Here is a 20427-nt window from a genome sequence, read left to right as displayed (position 1 = left end):
GGTTTGAGGCAGAGCCTAGTCAGGACTGCTTGGTGCTGGAGTCCTTGCCGCCGTTGCGCTCCACGGTCGTCTCGGTCTCCTCACGGGGAGTGTTGTCCTTGTCGTCGTCGCCCTTGACTACCTCGTGGCCGGCCGTGTCGTCCGCGACGGGCTCGTCGGCGAGAGGCTCGTCGGCCGGAGCGTCTCCGGGAGTGACGACACGCCCGATGGCGGCCTTCACCCATCGGGTCTCGATCCCGGGGGCGACCTCGAGAATCACGTCCTCATTGTCCACCGCCACCACCGTTCCGAACAGGCCGGTGGTGGTCATGACACGGGCACCCGGAGCCAATGAGTTCTGCATGGCGGTCGCTTCTTGCTGGCGCTTGCGCTGGGGACGGATCAGCAAGAAGTAGAACACCACCACCAGAAGGATCAGCGGCAGGATGCTTCCGAGTTGTCCCATGTTCATAAGGGGCGACCTTCCATTGTCGTACAAGAAGTTGACACCGGCCTCGCGCCGGAAATTCCGTGCGTAGCCTCGGGGCCGCGCCGCTCAGCCCGTCAGCCTACACAGCCAGCCAAGCCACGGAGTGTAGGCGCTTGTTGCGAAACGCGGCAACGAAGCAGCGTTTCGGCGCGCGGGGAAGTTCCCATATTGAAACGGTTGCAACCGTTCTGTGATCAGTCGAAAAGTGTCGCTCCGAATGCGTCGGGTGGCGGTGTCATCCCGAGGTGGTGCCACGCCGCGGCGGTGGCGACCCGGCCGCGCGGGGTCCTGGCCAGCAGTCCTTGGCGTACGAGGAAGGGTTCGGCCACCACTTCGACCGTCTCCGGCTCCTCGCCGACGGCCACCGCGAGCGTCGACAGGCCGACGGGGCCGCCGCCGAACTTGCGCAGCAGCACCCCGAGCACCGCGCGGTCGAGCCGGTCGAGCCCTTCGGGGTCGACTTCGTACAGGTTGAGCGCCGCGGAGGCGATGTCGCGGTCGATGACGCCTTCCGTGCGCACGTCGGCGAAGTCACGGACCCGGCGCAGCAGGCGGTTGGCGATGCGGGGCGTGCCGCGCGAGCGCCTGGCGATCTCGTGCGCCCCCTCGCCCGGCAGCGTCACCTCGAGCAGCCTGGCCGAGCGGTAGAGGACCCGCTCCAGCTCCTCGACCTCGTAGAAGTCCATGTGCGCGGTGAAGCCGAACCGGTCGCGCAGCGGCGCGGGCAGCAGACCGGCCCTGGTGGTGGCGCCGACCAGGGTGAACGGCGCGATGTCGAGCGGGATCGCGGTGGCCCCGGGGCCCTTGCCGACGATGATGTCGACCCGGAAGTCCTCCATCGCGAGGTAGAGCATCTCCTCCGCGGGGCGGGCCATTCGGTGGATCTCGTCGATGAACAGCACCTCGCCCTCGGCCAGCGTCGACAGGATGGCCGCGAGATCACCGGCCCGCTCCAGGGCCGGCCCTGAGGTGATGCGGAGCGGAGCGCTCAACTCGGCTGCGATGATCATAGCCAGTGTCGTCTTGCCCAGACCCGGCGAACCACTCATCAGCACATGATCCGGCGGCCGATTGCGCCGCATGGCGCTCTCCAGCACCAGCGACAGCTGCTCCCGCACCCGCGCCTGGCCGATGAACTCGCTCAGCCGCTTGGGCCGCAGCGCCGCCTCGATCTGCAGCTCGTCACCCTCGGCGTCGGGCGAGACGAGATCACGTTCAAGGCTCACGCCTGGACCTCCCCGCTCATCGCGCGCTGCTCAGCGTTCGCAGGGCGGCCTTGAGCAGGACGGCGATCTGCGGGTCGTCGCCCGCCTCCGGCTCGACCGCGGCGATGGCCTCGTCGGCGTCCTTGGCGGAGTAGCCCAGCCCGACCAAGCCCGAGTGGACCTGGTCCCGCCAGGCGGCCGCCCGCCGGTCGCCGTTGAGGGCCGCGTCGAGCGCCTCGTCGGGCGTGCCGAGCCGGTCCTTGAGCTCCAGCACGATGCGCTGGGCGCCCTTGGGGCCGATGCCCGGCACCTTGGTGAGCGCCTTGAGGTCGGCGGAGGCCACGGCGACGCGCAGCGCGTTGGGCGTGTGGACGGCGAGCATGGCCAGCGCCACCTTGGGGCCGACGCCGCTGGCCGTCTGGAGCAGCTCGAAGACGGTGCGCTCGTCGGCGGTGGTGAAGCCGTAGAGGGTGAGCGACTCCTCCCGCACCACCAGCGACGTGGCCAGCCGCGCCTCCTCGCCCACTCTGAGCGCGGCGAGGGTGGCGGGTGTGCAGTGGGTGAGGATGCCGACCCCGCCGACCTCGATCACCGCGCCGTAGGGGGTGATCGCCGTCACCTGCCCGGCCACGGACGCGATCACAGCGCCACGTCCTTCCCTGTCGTACGGCCCTCTGCCATACGGCTCAGGGACGTGCGGTCCTCTGTCGTGCGGCTCTGGGCCGTGCGGCCCTGTGTCGTACGGGGGGCCCGGGCTGTGCGGCTCTGGGCTCTGACCACGGCCTCGGCCAGCTTGTGCTGGGCGCCGCCGCGCCACACGTGGCAGATGGCCAGGGCGAGCGCGTCGGCGGCGTCGGCGGGCTTGGGCATCTCGCTGAGCCGCAGGAGGCGGGTCACCATGGCGCCGATCTGCTTCTTGTCGGCGGTGCCGCTGCCGGTGATGGCGGCCTTGACCTCGGACGGGGTGTGGAGCGCGACCGGCAGACCGCGCCTGGCCGCGCACAGGACCGCGATGCCCGCCGCCTGGGCGGTGCCCATGACCGTGCGGACGTTGTGCTGGCTGAACACCCGCTCGACCGCCACCGCGTCGGGACGCACGTCGTCGAGCCACTGCTCGATGCCGGCCTCGATGCCGACCAGCCGGGTGCCCAGCTCCTCGTCGGCGCCGGTGCGCACCACGCCGACGGCCACCAAGGACAGCGGCGCGCCCGGCCGCCCCTCGACCGCGCCAAGGCCGCACCGGGTCAGCCCCGGATCGACGCCCATCACCCGCACCGGCCTGCCTCCCCGCGCCGCCGAACATCTGTTCGGCACGAGACTCTACCCCGGCTGACGTGCCCGCGCATCGGGAAACGCCCGCGAGCATGGGCCATCCGCCGGGAACACCCGCGACCGTGCGCCGGCCCTCCGGAACGCCCGCGACCGTAGGACCGCCGGAGAGCGGACGTGGCTGGGGCGGTCAGAAGTAGTCCAGCATGTACGGCTTGGCGGCGAAGACGGTGTCCAGCAGCTCGTCGTAGCGTTCGTGCCCGGACATGAGGCCGCCGCGCCGCAGCGTGGCCGCCGGGATCCCCGCGTACAGGGCGGACAGGCCGTTGATCGACAGCACCGCCCCGGACTCCCCCGAGTCCCCGAGCGGCGTGGCGGCCCCGGCGCCGCCGGAGAACTCCAGCCGCCAGCGCCCCGTGTTGCCCGCCCGCAGCCGGTCGGTCACCTCGACGACCGCCTCGCCCGCGACGGCGGCCGGGTATCCCCTGCGCTCCACGGCCGCCGCCACGTCGAGGACGCGGAACATCCACCGCACCTGCTTGATGTGCTCCGTGGACCGCTCACGCAGCAGCCACAGCACCGGGTCGTCGGGCGCGACGTTGGCGGTGACGTGCTCGGCCATCGACGACGCGCTGCCCACCAGCGACCACAGCGCCCTGGCGGTCTCCTCGGACTCGGCGACGAGGTTGTCGACCTCGATGTCCGGGCCGGCCCAGCGGTAGACGACGTAGCCGTCCGGCGCCAGATAGAGGAAGTCGTCCTCCCGGCCGAGCCACAGCGCCCAGGTGCGCTCGTCCCATGAGACCGGGCCGGAGGCGCGAGCGGCGCCGTGTGCCCGCCGCAGCACCGAGACCACCTCGGCCGCGTCGCCGGGACCCATCCTGCGCAGCTCGACCCGGCCGCTCGGCGGGATCGTCCGCAGCGCCTCGGCCGGGAGCGTGACGCGGTGCTGCGCCCCCGCGTGCTCGTAGCCGGCCGAGCGGTAGAGCGGCGTGGTGGCCGGATAGAGCGCGGACACGGCGTCGCCGAACGCCACGGCCCGCTCCACGGTGGCCTGCATGAGCCGGCCGCCGACGCCCTTGCCGCGATCCTCCGGGCTGACGGTGACGGCCGCGACCCCGGCCAAGGGCTGCGGCTTGCCGTGCCACCACTGGGTGAACGGGCGCAGCCGCGAGGTCGCGACCAGCCTGGGCCCGTCGAACATGCCCAGGTAGCGGCCCTCGGCCAGCGCGGGCAGCGCCGCCTGGCGCCAGCGCTCCCGCTCGGCGGCCGGAACCAGGCCGAAGGAGCGCTGGCGGAGGTCGAGAACGGCGTCAAGGTCGTCGGAGGTCACATCACGGATGTCCACGGTCCCACAATTTACGCAGGTGAGGCGTCCGCCCGCGAACGGCCCACGGTGATGGCGAGCCGGTCGAGGTAGAGCAGCTGCGCGGCGACGATCCCGATCAGGGCGACCGCGACCACGGCCAGCGGCGTGGCCAGGCCGACGTCGGGCGGGGCCGAAGTGTAGCCGCTGGTCCGGGTGAGCAGCTCGACCGGCGCGGTGGCCAGGCCGGGGTCCTGGGCGACCAGCAGGGGCCACAGGAGTTCCTGGCCGTTCACGAGCGTGACGGCCAGGACGAGGATGCCGGCCATGGGGAGTGAGGGCAGGACCACGCCGCTCAGGAAGTCCTTGCCGGCACGCGCGGCCAGCCCCTTGCACAGCAGCGTCAGGATCAGCAGGGCGGGCACGCTGACCAGCACCGGCTGGACGAGGGCGATGAAGGAGTCGATCAGGCTCATGCCGCGGATGGTGCGCCAGTCGGCCAGGCTCAGCGGGCCCATCCCGACGAACAGCCAGGGGGCGAACACCAGCAGCAGCCACTCGCTCCTGCGGCCCAGCGGCCGCAGCCCGCCGATGCCGAGGGCCCCGAGGTAGGCGACGCCCACCGACACCAGCGCGCCGATCAGGGCGGGCGCCCAGGTGTTGAGAACCGTGCGCCACCCGGACGGGGCCGCGGATCCCGGCTGGACGGGCGCCAGCAGCGCCGACAGCCACGGCCAGGTCAAGGCGAGCCCGACGGCGGCGACGACCACCAGCGCCACCACGCCGACGATCACCTTGGCCCCGGAGCCGGCGCGTACGACGGCCTGATCCGGGGTCGCCCCGCGGGGTTCGACCGTGATGCGCATGCCGCTCGCCGCCGCCACGCAGACCGCGCCGATCCCCAGGACGCCCAGGACCAGCCCCATGACGGTCGCCACCGCGGCGCCCAGCCCGACCCTGCCCACCATGAAGCTGTAGGTGTACTGGACGAGGCTCAGCGTCTGCGTGGACCCGTTGGGGCCGCCGTGCGTCATGGTCAGCCCGATCGCGAACGTCTGCAGCCCGGCGGCGACCATCGCCAGGGCGACGAGCCCGCCCACGGCCAGCATGGCCGGTGAGACCGTGCCGCCGCGCAGCGCGGGCAGGAACGCCATCGTCGCCAGCGCGCAGACCACGCCGAAGGTGGCGGCGGCCAGGATGAGCTGGAGCGTTCCCGGAGCCGTGGCGGGGTCGCGCAGGCCCTCGGCCATCGTGGCCAGGCCGGACGCCTCGGGCATCAGCCCGCGCATCCAGGAGACCGCTACGGCCACCGGCGAGAACGCCACTATGGCGAGGGACAGCACGATCCGCCCGGCGCGCCTCGGCCAGGCGCCCGACCAGTCGAGCGCCAGCGCGAGCAGCGGTCCCACCACCACGGCCACCAGCAGCGGGATGACCGTTATGGACAGCGTGAAGACCAGTGCCTTCCAGAACGCCCCTTGACCCAGCACCTGGCCGTAGTTGGCCAGTCCCACGAAGACGCTCGGGCCGGTGAGCCCGGCCGACTGGAGGCTGAGCAGGATCGTCTGGACGGTGGGCAGGAGCAAGGTGATCAACGTGCCCAGCAGGGCCGGCAGCAGGAGCAGCCAGCCGAGGGCCGGAGACGCGAAAGCGGGCGAGATGTCGGTAGAGGTACGGGGGGAGGTCACGACGCCCGACCTTACAGCGGACTCAGATCAGGCGTGCGCCATCACGCTTCCAGCTTCTCCATGACCTCGTCGGAGACGTCGAAGTTGGCGAAGACGTTCTGCACGTCGTCGCTGTCCTCGAGCGCGTCGATGAGGCGGAACACCTTCTTGGCGCCGTCCTCGTCGAGCGGCACGCTCATCGTGGGCAGGAAGCTCGACTCGGCGGAGTCGTAGTCGATGCCCGCCTCCTGGAGCGCCTTGCGCACCGGGACCAGGTCGCCGGCCTCGGAGACGACCTCGAAGGAGTCGCCCAGGTCGTTGACCTCCTCGGCGCCCACCTCCAGCACCGCCGTCAGCACGTCGTCCTCGTCGAGCCCCTGCTTGGGCACGAGCACGACGCCCTTGCGGTTGAACATGTAGGACACCGAGCCGGGGTCGGCCAGCGAGCCGCCGTTGCGGGTGAGCGCGACGCGCACCTCGGAGGCCGCGCGGTTGCGGTTGTCGGTGAGGCACTCGATGAGCACCGCGACGCCGCCGGGGGCGTAGCCCTCGTACATGATGGTCTGCCAGTCGGCGCCGCCCGCCTCCAGGCCACCGCCGCGCTTACGGGCCCGTTCGATGTTGTCGTTGGGCACCGAGTTCTTCTTGGCCTTGAAGATGGCGTCGAAGAGCGTCGGGTTGGCGTCCGGATCGGGGCCGCCGGTCCTGGCCGCCACCTCGATGTTCTTGATGAGCTTCGCGAACAGCTTGCCGCGCTTGGCGTCGAGCGCGGCCTTCTTGTGCTTCGTCGTCGCCCATTTGGAGTGGCCGGACATTACCTAGAGCTCCCTCAGCATGTCTACGAAGTATCGGTGCACGCGCGTGTCACCCGTCAGCTCAGGGTGGAACGAGGTCGCGAGCAGCGGTCCTTGGCGGACCGCGACGATCCTATCCCCAGGCTCGGCGATGCCCAGCACTTCGACGTCCGTGCCGACCGATTCGACCCATGGGGCGCGGATGAAGATGGCGTGCACCCGCTCGCCGGCGAAGTCCAGATCGGACTCGAAGGAGTCGATCTGGCGGCCGAAGGCGTTGCGCCTGACGACCATGTCGATGCCGCCGATGGTCTGCTGTCCCTCGGCGCCGTCCTCGATCCGGTCGGCCAGCATGATCATGCCGGCGCAGGAGCCGTAGGCGGGCATGCCGTCCTTGATCCGCATCCGCAGGGGTTCGAGCAGGTCGAAGGTGTCGGCGAGCTTCCACATCGTGGTCGATTCGCCGCCGGGGATGACCAGGCCGTCGACCGTGTCCAGCTCGGCGGGCCGGCGTACGGCGATGGCCGACGCGCCGGCCTCCTGGAGCATGCGCACATGCTCGCGCACACTCCCTTGGAGAGCGAGTACACCGATCGTGGGCACGGTGATCCTTCCGTCCGGCTTACGGGTTTCGGACAATTCAACACCAGGACGGCCTGGGATCTTCCTAGGGGTGGGCGATCACGCCGCCGCGGCGGCCTCCTGGGCCACGACGTCCACGCGGGACAGGGCGCTCAGGTGGTGGCGGCGGGCGTACAGGATGGCCATGCCGATCAGGCAGCACAGGGCGCCGAGCGCGTACGGGACCGGGGCGCCGAGTTCCTCGCCCAGCTTGGTGGCGATGAAGGGGGCCAGCGCGCCGCCCATCCAGCGGACGAAGTTGTAACCGGCGGAGGCGACGGGCCGGGGCGCGTCGGAGACCTCCATGGCCGACTCGGTGAAGACGGTGTTGTTCAGGCCGATCGGGATGCCGGACAGGATCGTGCAGACGATGATCCCGGCGTGCCCCGACACGGCGATGCCGACCTGGAGGACGGCCAGCACGGCCAGCGCCAGGTGCAGGACGTTCACCGAGCCGATCCGGCGCTGCAGCGGCGGCGCGCCGAACACCGAGGCCAGCGCCACGCACACGCCCCAGCCGAAGAACACCGCGCCGATGCCGTAGGCGGTCATGTGCAGGATGAACGGGGTGAAGGCGAGGATCGTGAAGAAGGCGAAGTTGTAGAACAGCGCGGTGAAGGCCGTGGTGGACAGGCCCCCATGCGTCAGGGCCCGCAGGGGCGCGCTCAGCTTGGTCCTGACGGCGGGTTTGGGCGTCGCCTCCAGCAGCGTGGCGATCAGCACGAAACCGGCGGCCATCAGCGTGGCGGTGCCGAAGAAGGGGGCTCGCCAGTTCCAGTCGCCGAGCAGGGCGCCGGCCAGCGGACCGGCCGAGATGCCCAGGCCGAGCGCGGCCTCGTACAGGATGATGGCCGCGGCGCCGCCGCCGCTGGCCGCGCCGACGATGACGGCGAGCGCGGTGGCCACGAACAGCGCGTTGCCCAGGCCCCAGCCGGCGCGGAAGCCGACGAGTTCGGCGACGCTGCTGGAGGTGCCCGCGAGCGCGGCGAAGACGATGACCAGCGAGAGCCCGGCCAGCAGGGTGCGCTTGCCGCCGATGCGGCTGGAGACCCAGCCGGTCAGCAGCATGGCGACGGCGGTCACCAGGAAGTAGCTGGTGAACAGCAGCGACACCTGGCTGGGCGTGGCCTTCAGACCTTGGGCGATGGACGGCAGGATGGGGTCGACGAGACCGATGCCCATGAAGGCGACCACCGCGGCGAAGGCGGTGGCCCAGACGGACATCGGCTGACGAAGGATTCCGCCACCGGACTGCATAGTGCTCCTCTCATGTGCGGCCGAGCTTCGCCAACGTGGGCAAGGCGACCGCCAGGGCGGCTCGCTCGTCATCGCTGAGCGCCGCCAGTTCCCGGCTGAGGTGGGCGATCCTGGCCTGGCGTACGGCCCGCAGCCGGACGCGGCCCTCGTCGGTGAGCTCGACCGTCCTGACGCGGGCGTCGGCCGGGTCGGTGCCTCTGGCCACCAGCCCCGCCTCTTCCAGGCGGTTGATCTGCACGGACATGGTGGGCAGTTGTACGGCGTGCTCCTCGGCCAGCTCGGTCATCCGGCGGGGGCCGGGCTCCAGGGAGCCGAGGACGGCGTACTGCTGGCTGGTGACCGGCTGGCCCGCCACCGTGCGCCTGAGCAGCAGCACCAGGTGGCGGAGCACCGCGGAGACCTGTTCGGCCAGCTCGGTGGGATCGTCCCTCATGATACTTAGCCTAACTAACTTAGCCTGGCTAATATTCCAGGCGCGAAAAAGGCGGCGCCCTGTCGGACGCCGCCTCGCCGGGATTTACGGGCGTTCGGTCTCCAGGCGGACGGTCTCGTCCACCGTGACGCGCCGCGCGAGCACGGACGGGTCGAGCGGGCGCAGGTAGGTCTGCTGCACGCCGGGGACGCGGTCCTCGACCACGAACGTCGCCCTCGTGTACGCCTCCGCGCCGGGCTCCCGCAGGTGGGGCACCACCTTGAAGTCCGCGGTGAGCGCGTCGCGCTCGATCTTCGTCAGCACGTAGCCGCGCTGGTTGTTGTAGAACTTCAGGTGCGGGTTGATGGCCAGGAACGGGTGCGTGGCCGGGTCGGAGTCGGCGCCGTCGCCGCCGGTGGAGATCGAGCTGGCCACCAGTTCGGAGCCCACGCTCGGGCCGGTCGGGTCGTCGTAGTTCAGCTTCAGGTCGCTGGCCCAGTGCGCGTGCACGTCACCGGTCAGCACGACGGGGTTGCGGACCTTGGCGTCGACCCAGCCCTGCGTGATCCGCTGGCGGGAGGCGACGTACCCGTCCCAGGCGTCCATACTGGTCACCTTGGCCGGGCCGGCGTTGTTGTCGCGCTGGGCGAAGAACACCTGCTGGCCGATGATGTCCCACTGCGCCCGCGACTTGTGGAAGCCGTCGACCAGCCACTCCTCCTGCGCCGCGCCGGTGATCGACCTCGCCGGGTCCACCGCGGCCGGGCAGTCCTTGTAGCCGTCGCCGCAGCCCTGGTCGTCGCGGTACTGGCGGGTGTCGAGCATGTGGAAGCTGGCCATCCGCCCCCAGCGCACGCGCCGGTAGAGCTGCATGTCGATGCCGCGCGGGATGGAGGTGCGGCGCAGCGGCATGTTCTCGTAGTAGGCCCGGAAGGCGGCCTCTCGGCGCTGCAGGAAGGTCGGCTGGTCCTCGGCGTGCTCCGGGACCTCGTCGGCCCAGTTGTTGTCCACCTCGTGGTCGTCGAAGACGACGAGCCAGGGGGCGGCGGCGTGGGCGGCCTGAAGGTCGGGGTCGGCCTTGTACTGGGCGTGGCGTTGGCGGTAGTTGGCCAGCGTGACGGTCTCGGGGCCCTCGTGGTTCCGTACGTTGCCGCCGGGGATGTTGTAGGTGTTCTTGGTGTATTCGTACTGGTAGTCGCCCAGGTGCAGGATGAGGTCCGGGTGCTCCTCGGCCAGCCTCCGGTAGGAGGTGAAGTAGCCGTGCTCGTACTGGGCGCAGGAGACGAAGGCCATCGACAGGGCGCCGCCGTACGACAGCGGGTGCGGGGCGGTCCTGGCCCGGCCGACGGGCGAGATGTAGGGGCCGACGCGGAAGCGGTACCAGTACTCACGGTCGGAGCCGAGACTGTCGACCTCGATGTGCACGCTGTGGCCCCATTCGGGGGCGGCCACGGTGACGCCGCTGCGGACCACGCGGCGGCAGCGCTCGTCGGAGTAGATCTGCCACAGCACCGGGAACGGCCGCTGCGGCATGCCGCCGAAACCGTCCTCGGCCAGCGGCTGCTGGGCCAGCCGGGTCCACAGCACGAAGCCCTCGTGGTCGGGGTCGCCGCTCGCGACGCCGAGCGTGAACGGGTCGGTGGTCAGGCCCCGCGAGGCCAGGCTCTGGGCGGTCTCGGCGGCGGGGTCCGGGGTGGGGTCGGCGTGGGCGGCGGTGGCCGGGAGAGCCGCGGCGGCACCCGCGGTTAACCCGGCCACGAGGAAGTGCCGGCGGTTGAGCTTGGACACGGGGCGCTCCTGGGACGATCAATGGGGAGGGGGGCGTCCCGTAGCCTGACTCAGAATCGTGACGCCCGGGTGAACACCACCTAACACGAAAAAGGCGACATCCTTCGCGGATATCGCCCTCTTCGGAAATTTCCGTCGTCGTGGCGGTGTGCCCGGCGTACTAGATCATTTCATCCCGAGTCATGCGTGACCTGCGGCGACACGCCGCACAGCGGCCGATGTCACCAACCGCGCTCGGCGAGGCGGTGCGGCTGGGGGATGTCGTCGACGTTGATGCCGACCATCGCCTCGCCCAGCCCGCGCGAGACCTTGGCGATCACGTCGGGGTCGTCGTAGAACGTGGTGGCCTTGACGATGGCGGCGGCGCGCTTGGCCGGGTCGCCGGACTTGAAGATGCCGGAGCCGACGAACACGCCCTCGGCGCCGAGCTGCATCATCATCGCCGCGTCGGCCGGGGTGGCGATGCCGCCCGCGGTGAACAGCACGACGGGCAGCTTGCCGGTGCGGGCCACCTCGGCGACCAGCTCGTACGGCGCCTGCAGCTCCTTGGCCGCGACGTAGAGCTCGTCCTCGGGCAGCGAGCTGAGCCGCTTGAGCTCGCCGCGGATCGTCCGCATGTGGGTGACCGCGTTGGAGACGTCGCCGGTGCCGGCCTCACCCTTGGAGCGGATCATGGCCGCGCCCTCGGTGATGCGGCGCAGAGCCTCCCCCAGGTTCGTCGCGCCGCACACGAAGGGCACGGTGAACTGCCACTTGTCGATGTGGTTGGCGTAGTCGGCCGGGGTCAGCACCTCGGACTCGTCGACGTAGTCGACGCCCAGGGCCTGCAGCACGCGGGCCTCGGTGAAGTGGCCGATGCGGGCCTTGGCCATGACCGGGATCGACACGGCGGCGATGATGCCGTCGATCATGTCGGGATCGCTCATCCGGGACACGCCGCCCTGCGCGCGGATGTCGGCGGGCACGCGCTCCAGGGCCATCACGGCGACGGCGCCGGCGTCTTCGGCGATCTTCGCCTGCTCGGGGGTGACGACGTCCATGATGACGCCGCCCTTGAGCATCTCGGCCATGCCACGCTTGACGCGCGCGGTGCCGGTGACGGGGGTGTTTTCGGGCGTGCTGGACACGACGGTCTTCCTCACAAAAGCGAACGGTAAGTTATCAAACCCATGGTAGGTCCTGAGGGCCTCTCTCCTGACACGCCACCATGTCAGGATTTATCAGCCCTCTTGTACATCTAGGTGCGCATTTCAGGGGATGACAGGCTTGCGGCTGGCGAGTGCGACCCAGACCTGGCCGGGCGCGAAGTTCATCGGCTCGCCACTCTCCGTGGTGAAGGTCGTGCCGCTCTCCTCCGACTTCCGCTCCCACTTGGCCTTGTACGCCTTGCCGTCGCGCAGCACCACCGCCGAGCCCCTGCCGACGCTGTGCACCAGGGGCGTGTAGCTCTGGTTCTTGTCGTGGAACTGGGAGCGCTCGGTCTTGGTGTACTGGACGACGATCGTGGGCGCGCCGAGCTGGCCGCCCTCCGCCGCCATGTCCTTCTTGCCGTCCTGCCAGATCATCCACTTCTTGTCCGACTCGGACCAGCCGAAGGTGAAGCGCGCGCCGGGCCACTTGACGCTGTAGGTCTTCTTGTCCACGCCGCCGTCGGCCGGGGCGTCGCCGAAGGTGAAGCCGATGTCCTTGGCCTTGTCGGCACCCGGCGCCCGCGACAGCAGCTTCTTGGTGGTGGCGAACAGGTTGTAGGGGGCGACGCGGCCCGGCTGGCGGAAGAAGGCGCCGGGGTTGCGGGTGTCGCCGACGTCGTACAGCGACGCCTTGGCCATGAACGGCAGCATCAGCGACTGCACGCCCGAGTAGGCGAAGGCGGGCTTGCCGAACTGCGGCACGATGTGCAGGTCGGAGATGCGGGCACTACGTACGGGCCCCACCTTGGCCGGCAGCTTGGAGGAGAAGACCGCCATCAGACGGGTCAGACCGGCCTCGACCTGCTCGATGTAGACGATGTCCGCGCTCTTGAGCCCGAGCTGGGGCTTGCCGGCGGCGGTGTTCTCGATCTTCACGGCGAGCACCGGCTTGGCGGCGCCCTCCATCGGCAGCCCGGTGAACGGGTGGGTCTTGCCGGGCTCGGCCGCGGGCTCCTCGGTCGGGGACGCCGTGGTCGCCTGCGGGGCCTTGCCCGCCGCGGGCTCGTTCGACGAGCAGGCCGCGACCGGCAGCAGAACCGCCGCTCCGGCCAGCGTCACGGTAATCATCCGAGGTAGCCGCACCTGTGTACTCCTCCGCATGGGCCAAGAAACGGAAGAAGCCTACCGGCGCTCTCCAAATCGGGTCATTCAGTTGCCATAGTCGCCGGTGGATTGTCATCTATTTCGAAGAATTGGGGGTATTCGGTATGTCCGGCCAGGCGAAGGACTCTGGCGAGCCAGCGCCGCTGGGCCGTACGTGTGACACCCACGGCGCTGTTGTAGAAACGGCGCGAATAGACGACCTTGGCCACGGCCGCGCCGAGCTCTTCGAGCAGCGCCTGGCCGCCGGGCGACTCCGACAGCTTCTCGGTGAAGCGCTCTTGCTCGACCACGGCGCGCAGCGCGCCCGACAGGTCGCTCTCGGCGTGCTCGCGATCGTCCGGCCCGGCCATCCTGGCCTCGTGCGCCGCCGCGGCCAGCACCAGCGAGGTCGCCGGATCGAGCAGCCGGGAGCCGGCCAGCTCCAGCACCACGGCCCGGCGCCGCATGAGCGCGGCGTCGAGCGCCTCGCGGGCCAGCTCCAGCCGGATGTGCAACCGGTCGAGGCGACCGGCCCGCCAGGAGATGTAGACGGCCGTGAGCACCACGACGATGCCCGCGATCAGCACGATCATGGTCGAGGTCACAGCTCATCCCCCACGTCGCTGACCGAGGTCACAGGTCTTCCTCCACGCCGCTGACCGTGGTCACAGGTCTTCCTCCACGCCGCCCGCGCCGCTGGCCGTCACCGTCTCGTAGACCCGGACCACGTCACGGGCGACCGTCGACCAGTCGTACTTGCCGACCGCTACCAGCGCCTCCTCGGCCAGCTTCGCGCGGCGGTCAGGGGCGTCGAGCAGCGCCGCCGCCTCGCGGGCCAGCGAGGCCGGGTCGCCGTTGGCGAACAGCGCGCCCGCCTGACCCTCGCCCAGCACCTTGCGGAAGGCCGGGATGTCGCTGGCCAGCACGGTCGCGCCGGAGGCCATGGCCTCGGCCAGCACGATGCCGAAGCTCTCGCCCCGGGTGTTGGGCGCGCAGAACACATCGACCGAGTGGTAGGCGCGGATCTTGTCGGCCTCGCTGACCATGCCGAGCACGGTGACCCGGTCGTGCAGCTCCTTGGGCACCCGGTCGTAGACGTCCTTGGCGTCACCCGGCCCGGCGATCAGGAGCTTGAGCTCCGGACGTTCGGCCGCCAGCGGCTTGAAGGCGTCCAGCAGGATCGGCAGGCCCTTGCGCTCCTCGTCCATCCGGCCGAGGAAGCCGAGCGTGGCGCCGTCGGGCCCCCAGCCGTCGAGCGGTTCGGCGTGGGCGTAGCGGCTGACGGTCACCCCGTTGGGGATCAGCACGGTGTCGCCGCCGAACTGCTCGACCAGGCTCTTTCGGGCCGCGTCGGAGACCGCGATGCGCCCGCTGAGCTTCTCCAGCGCGCTGCGCAGCAGCGGCTCGGCCACCGCGATGGCCCGCGAGCGCGTCCAGGAGGCGTGGAAGGTGGCCACGATCGGGCCCTTGGCCGCCCAGCAGGCCAGCACGCCCAGGCTCGGCACCAGCGGCTCGTGGATGTGCAGCACGTCGAAGTGGCCGTCGCGCACCCAGCGCCGCACCCGGGCCGCCGAGATGAAGCCGAACGACATCCTGGCCACGGACCCGTTGTAGGGCACCGGGATGGCCCGGCCCGCGCCCGTCACGTAAGGAGGCAGCTCCTCGTCGTCGGCGGCCGGCGCGATGACCGAGACCTCGTGATCCTGTGCGATGAGCGCCTGGGCCAGGTCGTCGATGTGCTGTTTGACCCCGCCGGGCATGTCCCACGAATAGGGACAGACGATGCCCACCTTCATCTCGCCAGGTCCTCCAGCCAGAGCCGCTGCAGCATGTGCCAGTCCTCCGGGTGCTCGGCGATGCCCTTCTCGAAGACGTCCGTCAGCCGCTGCGCCACGATGGCGACCTTCTCCTGCCTGGTGCCCTCCTCGGGCACGGGGATCTCCTCGTGGATGTCGATCCCCCAGTCGTCGCCGTGGAAGTAGACGGTGGCGGGCAGCAGCGCCGCGCCCGTCTGGACGGCCAGCAGCGGCGGGCCCGCGGGCACCTTGGTGGCCGAGCCGAAGAAGCGCACCTCGATGCCGCTCTTGGTCAGGTCGCGCTCGGCGGGCAGGCAGACGACGCCGCCCCGGCGTACACGCGTGGCCAATGTCCCGAAGTTGTGACCGTCACCACCCGTGAGCGGCAGCACTTCCATGCCCAGCCCTTCGCGGAAGGCGACATAGCGGCGGAACAGCGACTCGGGCTTGAGCCGCTCCGCGACGGTCGCGAACGGGTGACCCACCCCCACCAGCCACGCGCCGGCCTGGTCCCAGTTGCCCATGTGCGGCAGCGCCAGCACCACCCCGCGCCCGGCGGCCACCGTGTCGTGGATGTGCTCGGCGCCGGTCACGTGCGTGCGGCGGACGATCTCCTCGCGGCGCATCGACGGCAGCCGGAACACCTCGTGGAAGTAGCGGAAGTAGGAGCGCATGCCGGCCCGGCTCAGCTCGCGCAGCTCAACGCTGCCGGGATCGAGCCCCGTCACCCTGGCCAGGTTGGACTCCAGGCGGCGCACGGACCTGCCACGCTTGCGCCACACCCGGTCGGCCAGCAGCCGGAACGCCCCCGCGGTCGCGCGCTGGGGCAGCAGCGGGACGAGCTTCCAGCCGGCCGCGAACCCCGCGGCGACGACCCGATCGGTGACCGAGATCTTCTGGCTCATCGCTCCCTCGTCTGCCGCGTCTGTGAGTGGACGTGGACCACCCGCTGCACCACCGTGACCGCGCTGGCCAGTGCCAGCAGCCACATCCCCGCGGGCAGGACGTACGGTACGCCGAGCCCGGCGAAGAAGGTGGCCACCAGCGCGACGACCAGCCGCTCCGGCCGCTCGGCCAGCCCCACGTCACAGGTGAGCCCGAGGCCCTCCGCCCTGGCCTTGGCGTAGGACACCAGCGTCCCGGCGACCAGGCCGGCCAGCGTCACCGCGGCCATCAGCGCGTCGTCCTTCGAGATGAAGTAAAGAATCAGCCCGGAAAATATGGCCGCGTCGGCCACCCTGTCGAGGGTGGAGTCGAGGAAGGCCCCCCAGGTGCTGCCGCCCTTGCCGCCGAGCCGGGCCACCAGGCCGTCGAGCAGGTCGAACAGCACGAACACCGTGATCAGCAGGGCGCCCCAGGACAGCTGGCCCAGCGGGAAGAAGAGCAGGGCGCAGACGACGGTGCCGATCGTGCCGATCGCCGTGACGACGTTCGGTCCGATCCCGCGGGCGGCCAGAGCCCTGCCCAGCGGGGTGAGTATCCGGGTCATGGCCGGGCGCAGGAGTTTCAGCATCGCGGTCTGATCGTAGGCCATTTACGAGCCGACGACTTTCTTTGCCCCACCCCCCTTGTGATATCCGCCACAGGGGTATTTGGTGAACACACCGCGTCCATGCGGTTTCTGTCCCCTCGCTCGGGCGCGGCGTTGGCACGTCAACCGACGACGCGGGAGGCGAATGTGGCAGAAAAGAACCCTGGTCATGCCATGGGAGCCGCGGGCAGGGCACCAGCGGCCGACAGGGCGGATGCGATACGCAATGTCGTGCTGGTCGGCCATTCAGGGGCGGGTAAGACGACCCTCGTGGAGCAGCTGCTGGCCGCGACGGGCACCGTTCAGCGGGCCGGCCGGGTGGAGGACGGCAACACGGTCAGCGACTTCGACGAGGTGGAGGTACGTCAGCAGCGCTCGGTGAACCTGTCACTGGCGCCGCTGGTGCACAACAGCATCAAGATCAATCTTCTGGACACCCCCGGTTACGCCGACTTCGTGGGCGACCTGCGCGCCGGACTGCGCGCGGCCGACGCCGCCCTGTTCGTCGTGTCGGCCTCGGAGGGCATCGACGGGCTGACCCAGATGCTGTGGGAGGAGTGCAGCCAGGTCGGCATGCCCAGAGCCGTCGTGATCACCAAGATCGACCACCAGCGGGCCGACTTCGACGAGGTCCTCGCCACCTGCCAGGACGTCTTCGGCGACGGCGTGGCCCCCCTCTACCTGCCGGTGATCACCAACGGGCACGTGAACGGCCTGATCGGCCTGCTGTCGCAGAAGTTCTACAACTACGCCACGGGCACGCGCACCGAGAAGGACCCGGGCGCCGAGTACGAGTCGCAGATCGAGGAGCACCGCGGCGTCCTGATCGAGGGCATCATCCAGGAGAGCGAAGACGAGTCGCTCATGGAGCGCTACCTGGAGGGCGAGCCGATCGACACCAAGGTCCTCATCGAGGACCTCGAGAAGGCCGTCGCCCGGGGCAGCTTCTTCCCCGTGCTGTGCAGCGGCATCGGCGTGGGCGCCCAAGAGGTGCTCGAACTCATGACGCAGGGCTTCCCCTCCCCGCTCGAACACCCGATGCCGGAGATCACCTCCCTCGACGGCAAGCCCGTCCAGGGCATCACCTGCGACCCCGACGGCCCGCTGGTCGCCGAGGTCGTCAAGACCACCAGCGACCCGTACGTGGGCCGCATCAGCCTGGTACGCGTCTTCTCCGGCTCGCTGCGCCCCGACATGACCGTGCACGTGTCAGGGCACGGCCTGGCCGAGCGCGGGCACGAGGATCACGATGTGGACGAGCGCATCGGGACCCTCACCTGCCCGCTGGGCAAGCAGCAGCGCGGCGCGCCGAAGGGGGTGGCGGGCGACATCATCGCGGTGGCCAAGCTCTCCCGGGCCGAGACCGGCGACACGCTGTCGGAGGTGGACAGGCCCCTGCTCATGACGGCGTGGGAGACTCCCGAGCCGCTGCTCCCGGTCGCCATCCAGGCCAAGTCCAAGGCCGACGAGGACAAGCTGTCGCAGGCGCTGGGCCGCCTGGTGGCCGAGGACCCGACGCTCCGGCTGGAGAACAACGCCGAGACCCGGCAGCTCGTGCTCTGGTGCATGGGCGAGGCCCACACCGACGTGCTCCTCGACCGGCTGTCCAAACGGCACGGCGTCGAGGTCGAGCGCATCGACCTGCGGGTGCCGCTGCGCGAGACGTTCGGCGGCAAGTGCCAGGCGATGGGCCGCAACGTCAAGCAGACGGGTGGCCACGGCCAGTTCGCGATCTGCCATCTGGAAGTGGAGCCCCTGCCGTCCGGCGGCGGGTTCGAGTTCGTGGACAAGATCGTCGGCGGTGTGGTGCCCCGGCAGTTCATCCCGTCGGTCGAGAAGGGCGTACGCGCGCAGATGGAGCGGGGCGTCGTCGCCGGCTACCCGATGGTGGACGTGCGCGTCACGCTGTACGACGGCAAGGCGCACTCGGTCGACTCCTCCGACATGGCCTTCCAGATCGCCGGGCAGCTGGCGCTCAAGGAGGCCGCGTCCAAGGTGCCGACGCTGCTGCTGGAGCCGGTCGACGAGCTGTCGGTGCTGGTGGCCGACGACTACGTGGGCTCGGTGATGTCGGACCTGTCGTCGCGGCGCGGCCGAGTGCTCGGCACCGAGCCGGTGGGCACCGGACGCACCCTGGTCAAGGCCGAGGTGCCCGAGCTGGAGATCACCCGCTACGCCATCGACCTGCGGTCCATGTCGCATGGCACCGGGACCTTCCAGCGGGCGTTCCTGCGCTACGAGCCGCTGCCGACGCACGTGGCGGAGAAGGTCGCCGTCACGGACTGACGTACGGGACCGAAGCCGGGAGGGGCGCCGTCCCTCCCGGCACATCCATTACTCTGGCCACTCGAACATCACGAAACGATTTCTTTTTTCCGGCCTGCGCACGTCGGAGCCAATGCCAGACTGGAACATCATGCGAACCGGACGCCCTCTCATCGCCGCTGCCGCCCTCGCCACCGTCACCGTCGGCGCCGCCTACCTCTTCGGACCGGGAGCCAAGCAGACGCCCGCGGTGACCGCCTCCACCTCCGCGAAGAAGACGGCGGCCGAAACGCGGGACGGGGCCGCCTGCACCGCCGACGTCCGCTATCCCAAGCGCCAGCTGCGCGGCATCTGGATCGCCACGGTCAAGAACATCGACTGGCCCTCGCGCACCGGCCTGTCCGTCGCCAAGCAGCAGGCCGACTACCTCAAGATTCTGGACGCGGCGGTCAAACGCCGCTTCAACGCGGTGTTCGTACAGGTGCGGCCGGCCTCCGACGCGCTCTACAAGTCCTCGATCGAGCCGTGGACGCAGTATCTGACCGGCACCGCCGGAAAGGACCCGGGCTGGGACCCGCTGCCGTTCCTCATCGCCGAGGCGCACAAGCGTGGCTTGGAGTTCCACGCCTGGTTCAACCCCTATCGCGCCTCCTACGACGGCGACGTGGCCGAACTGCCCGCCAACCACCCGGCCCGCCAGCACCCGGGCTGGACCGTCAAGTACGACGGGCGTCTCTACTACAACCCCGGTCTGCCGGCGGTCCGCGAGCATGTCACCAAGGTCGTCACCGACGTGACGCGGCGCTACGACATCGACGGGGTGCACTTCGACGACTACTTCTACCCGTATCCGGGCGAGGGCGGCACGTTCAACGACGCGGCCGCCTTTACAAAGTATGGCAAGGGCAAGAACCTCGCCGACTGGCGGCGGGACAACGTCGACAAGCTGATCGCCCAGGTCGACGAGGCCGTGCACGCGACCAAAAAGTACGTCAAGTTCGGCGTCAGCCCGTTCGGCATCTGGCGCAACAAGGCGGAGGATCCCACGGGCTCCAAGACCTCCGGCATGTCGGCCTATGACTCGATTTATGCGGATGCGCGGCACTGGATCAAGGCGGGCACAGTCGACTACGTGATGCCGCAGCTCTACTGGTCGCGCGGCTTCAAGGCGGCCGATTACCGGGCCCTGGCGCCCTGGTGGGCCAACGAGGTCAAGGGCACCGACGTCGACCTCTACATCGGCCAGGCCCTCTACCGGGTGGGCACCAGGGACGACAAGGCGTGGACCAAGCCGGGCGAGCTGTCCGCCCACCTGACGCTCAACCGCGAATACCGGCAGATCGGCGGCGACGTCTACTTCAGCGCCGCACAGCTGCTCAGCAACCCGCTGGGCGCCGTCGACCGCCTGGCCAAGGAGCACTACAGCCGCCCGGCGCTGCTGCCGCTCATCAAGGACCGCGGTGGCGAGGCTCCGGCCAAACCCGCGGCGGTCAAGGCGGCCGGCCAGGTCATCTCGTGGAACGCGAGCCAGGGCGCCCGCTCGTACGCGGTCTACGAGGTCCCGAAGTCGGGCCAGGACTGCCAGTCCGTGGACGCCCGCAACCTGGTGGCCGTGGTCACCACACCCACCTTCACGGCCGGCGCGCCGGGCACCTACCTGGTGACCTCCCTCGACCGCCTGCAGAACGAGAGCAAGCCCGCCAAGGTGACGGTCGCCCCGGCTTGAGAGGCTGGAGCTGTGAACGGTCTCGCCACCCACGGCGAGGTGAGACGA

General features: G+C 70.3%; 19 protein-coding genes. 2 read left to right on the top strand and 17 right to left on the bottom strand.

All coding sequences use genetic code 11. The annotated features are described in order from the left end of the window. Window positions 1-19: 19 nt before the first annotated feature. From yajC to pgsA, 17 genes are all read right to left on the bottom strand, one after another. Window positions 20-445: a preprotein translocase subunit YajC gene (yajC, locus tag ACGFJ2_RS06045; RefSeq protein WP_358187222.1), complete on the bottom strand. Its 426-nt coding sequence runs from the start codon at window positions 443-445 to the stop codon at window positions 20-22. Between the two features lie 218 nt (window positions 446-663). Continuing rightward, window positions 664-1695 carry a Holliday junction branch migration DNA helicase RuvB gene (ruvB, locus tag ACGFJ2_RS06040; protein ID WP_357955567.1) on the bottom strand — a complete coding sequence of 344 codons (1032 nt, stop codon included), beginning with the start codon at window positions 1693-1695 and terminating at the stop codon, window positions 664-666. A gap of 16 nt (window positions 1696-1711) precedes the next feature. Next, window positions 1712-2317: a Holliday junction branch migration protein RuvA gene (gene ruvA, locus ACGFJ2_RS06035; protein WP_393465166.1), complete on the bottom strand. Its 606-nt coding sequence runs from the start codon at window positions 2315-2317 to the stop codon at window positions 1712-1714. After that, a complete protein-coding gene (ruvC, locus tag ACGFJ2_RS06030; protein ID WP_393465163.1) occupies window positions 2314-2949 on the bottom strand; it encodes a crossover junction endodeoxyribonuclease RuvC in 636 nt (211 codons plus the stop codon). The genes ruvA and ruvC overlap by 4 nt, the downstream gene beginning before the upstream one ends. 184 nt (window positions 2950-3133) lie before the next feature. Then, a complete protein-coding gene (gene eis / locus ACGFJ2_RS06025; RefSeq protein ID WP_393465160.1) occupies window positions 3134-4291 on the bottom strand; it encodes an enhanced intracellular survival protein Eis in 1158 nt (385 codons plus the stop codon). 11 nt (window positions 4292-4302) lie between these two features. Next, window positions 4303-5937, bottom strand: a complete 1635-nt coding sequence (locus ACGFJ2_RS06020) for a carbohydrate ABC transporter permease (RefSeq protein WP_393465157.1) — start codon at window positions 5935-5937, stop codon at window positions 4303-4305. 41 nt (window positions 5938-5978) lie between these two features. Continuing rightward, the gene (locus tag ACGFJ2_RS06015) at window positions 5979-6731 is read right to left on the bottom strand and encodes a YebC/PmpR family DNA-binding transcriptional regulator (protein ID WP_357955574.1); all 753 of its coding nucleotides are present in this window, start codon (window positions 6729-6731) and stop codon (window positions 5979-5981) included. Between the two features lie 3 nt (window positions 6732-6734). Continuing rightward, complete coding sequence (pdxT, locus tag ACGFJ2_RS06010; protein WP_357955577.1) at window positions 6735-7313, bottom strand: pyridoxal 5'-phosphate synthase glutaminase subunit PdxT; 579 nt, start codon at window positions 7311-7313, stop codon at window positions 6735-6737. A 78-nt stretch (window positions 7314-7391) separates the two neighbouring features. Then, complete coding sequence (locus ACGFJ2_RS06005; protein ID WP_393465153.1) at window positions 7392-8555, bottom strand: MFS transporter; 1164 nt, start codon at window positions 8553-8555, stop codon at window positions 7392-7394. Window positions 8556-8598: 43 nt separating this feature from the next. After that, window positions 8599-9021, bottom strand: a complete 423-nt coding sequence (locus ACGFJ2_RS06000) for a MarR family transcriptional regulator (protein ID WP_357955582.1) — start codon at window positions 9019-9021, stop codon at window positions 8599-8601. Window positions 9022-9105: 84 nt separating this feature from the next. Beyond that, window positions 9106-10788: an alkaline phosphatase D family protein gene (locus tag ACGFJ2_RS05995; RefSeq protein WP_393465149.1), complete on the bottom strand. Its 1683-nt coding sequence runs from the start codon at window positions 10786-10788 to the stop codon at window positions 9106-9108. A gap of 221 nt (window positions 10789-11009) precedes the next feature. After that, window positions 11010-11930 carry a pyridoxal 5'-phosphate synthase lyase subunit PdxS gene (gene pdxS / locus ACGFJ2_RS05990; protein WP_357654753.1) on the bottom strand — a complete coding sequence of 307 codons (921 nt, stop codon included), beginning with the start codon at window positions 11928-11930 and terminating at the stop codon, window positions 11010-11012. A 108-nt stretch (window positions 11931-12038) separates the two neighbouring features. Next, window positions 12039-13046: a DUF3048 domain-containing protein gene (locus tag ACGFJ2_RS05985; RefSeq protein ID WP_357955586.1), complete on the bottom strand. Its 1008-nt coding sequence runs from the start codon at window positions 13044-13046 to the stop codon at window positions 12039-12041. Between the two features lie 77 nt (window positions 13047-13123). Further along, window positions 13124-13654 (bottom strand): hypothetical protein, encoded by a 531-nt coding sequence (locus ACGFJ2_RS05980; RefSeq protein WP_393465317.1) that lies wholly within the window; start codon window positions 13652-13654, stop codon window positions 13124-13126. Window positions 13655-13726: 72 nt separating this feature from the next. Beyond that, a complete protein-coding gene (locus ACGFJ2_RS05975; protein ID WP_393465145.1) occupies window positions 13727-14857 on the bottom strand; it encodes a glycosyltransferase family 4 protein in 1131 nt (376 codons plus the stop codon). Then, window positions 14854-15762: a phosphatidylinositol mannoside acyltransferase gene (locus ACGFJ2_RS05970; RefSeq protein ID WP_357955593.1), complete on the bottom strand. Its 909-nt coding sequence runs from the start codon at window positions 15760-15762 to the stop codon at window positions 14854-14856. Before ACGFJ2_RS05970 ends, ACGFJ2_RS05975 begins: the two co-directional genes overlap by 4 nt. Then, entirely contained in the window at window positions 15759-16391 is a 633-nt protein-coding gene (gene pgsA, locus ACGFJ2_RS05965) for a phosphatidylinositol phosphate synthase (RefSeq protein WP_393465141.1), read from the bottom strand. The genes ACGFJ2_RS05970 and pgsA overlap by 4 nt, the downstream gene beginning before the upstream one ends. A 144-nt stretch (window positions 16392-16535) precedes the next feature. On the opposite strand from pgsA, the gene ACGFJ2_RS05960 reads away from it, so the two are divergent. Together ACGFJ2_RS05960 and ACGFJ2_RS05955 are read left to right on the top strand one after the other, a co-directional pair. Then, entirely contained in the window at window positions 16536-18674 is a 2139-nt protein-coding gene (locus ACGFJ2_RS05960) for an elongation factor G-like protein EF-G2 (RefSeq protein ID WP_358187258.1), read from the top strand. A gap of 130 nt (window positions 18675-18804) precedes the next feature. Next, window positions 18805-20379 carry a glycoside hydrolase family 10 protein gene (locus ACGFJ2_RS05955; RefSeq protein ID WP_393465137.1) on the top strand — a complete coding sequence of 525 codons (1575 nt, stop codon included), beginning with the start codon at window positions 18805-18807 and terminating at the stop codon, window positions 20377-20379. Window positions 20380-20427: the final 48 nt, after the last annotated feature.

The organism is Nonomuraea sp. NPDC049028 (assembly GCF_043197735.1).
In the GTDB taxonomy this organism is placed as follows: Bacteria; Actinomycetota; Actinomycetes; order Streptosporangiales; family Streptosporangiaceae; genus Nonomuraea.
Note: the sequence above shows the minus strand (reverse complement) of the source record. Positions and strands in the feature narration are given on the sequence as shown.

Excerpts from the sequence above, each read along its gene's own strand:
- yajC (WP_358187222.1), bottom strand. The coding sequence starts at position 445 with ATGGGACAACTCGGAAGCATCCTGCCGCTGATCCTTCTGGTGGTGGTG.
- ACGFJ2_RS06015 (WP_357955574.1), bottom strand. The coding sequence starts at position 6,731 with ATGTCCGGCCACTCCAAATGGGCGACGACGAAGCACAAGAAGGCCGCG.
- ACGFJ2_RS06005 (WP_393465153.1), bottom strand. The coding sequence starts at position 8,555 with ATGTCCGTCTGGGCCACCGCCTTCGCCGCGGTGGTCGCCTTCATGGGC.
- ACGFJ2_RS06000 (WP_357955582.1), bottom strand. The coding sequence starts at position 9,021 with ATGAGGGACGATCCCACCGAGCTGGCCGAACAGGTCTCCGCGGTGCTC.
- ACGFJ2_RS05985 (WP_357955586.1), bottom strand. The coding sequence starts at position 13,046 with ATGATTACCGTGACGCTGGCCGGAGCGGCGGTTCTGCTGCCGGTCGCG.
- ACGFJ2_RS05980 (WP_393465317.1), bottom strand. The coding sequence starts at position 13,654 with ATGATCGTGCTGATCGCGGGCATCGTCGTGGTGCTCACGGCCGTCTAC.
- ACGFJ2_RS05975 (WP_393465145.1), bottom strand. The coding sequence starts at position 14,857 with ATGAAGGTGGGCATCGTCTGTCCCTATTCGTGGGACATGCCCGGCGGG.
- ACGFJ2_RS05970 (WP_357955593.1), bottom strand. The coding sequence starts at position 15,762 with ATGAGCCAGAAGATCTCGGTCACCGATCGGGTCGTCGCCGCGGGGTTC.
- pgsA (WP_393465141.1), bottom strand. The coding sequence starts at position 16,391 with ATGGCCTACGATCAGACCGCGATGCTGAAACTCCTGCGCCCGGCCATG.
- ACGFJ2_RS05955 (WP_393465137.1), top strand. The coding sequence starts at position 18,805 with ATGCGAACCGGACGCCCTCTCATCGCCGCTGCCGCCCTCGCCACCGTC.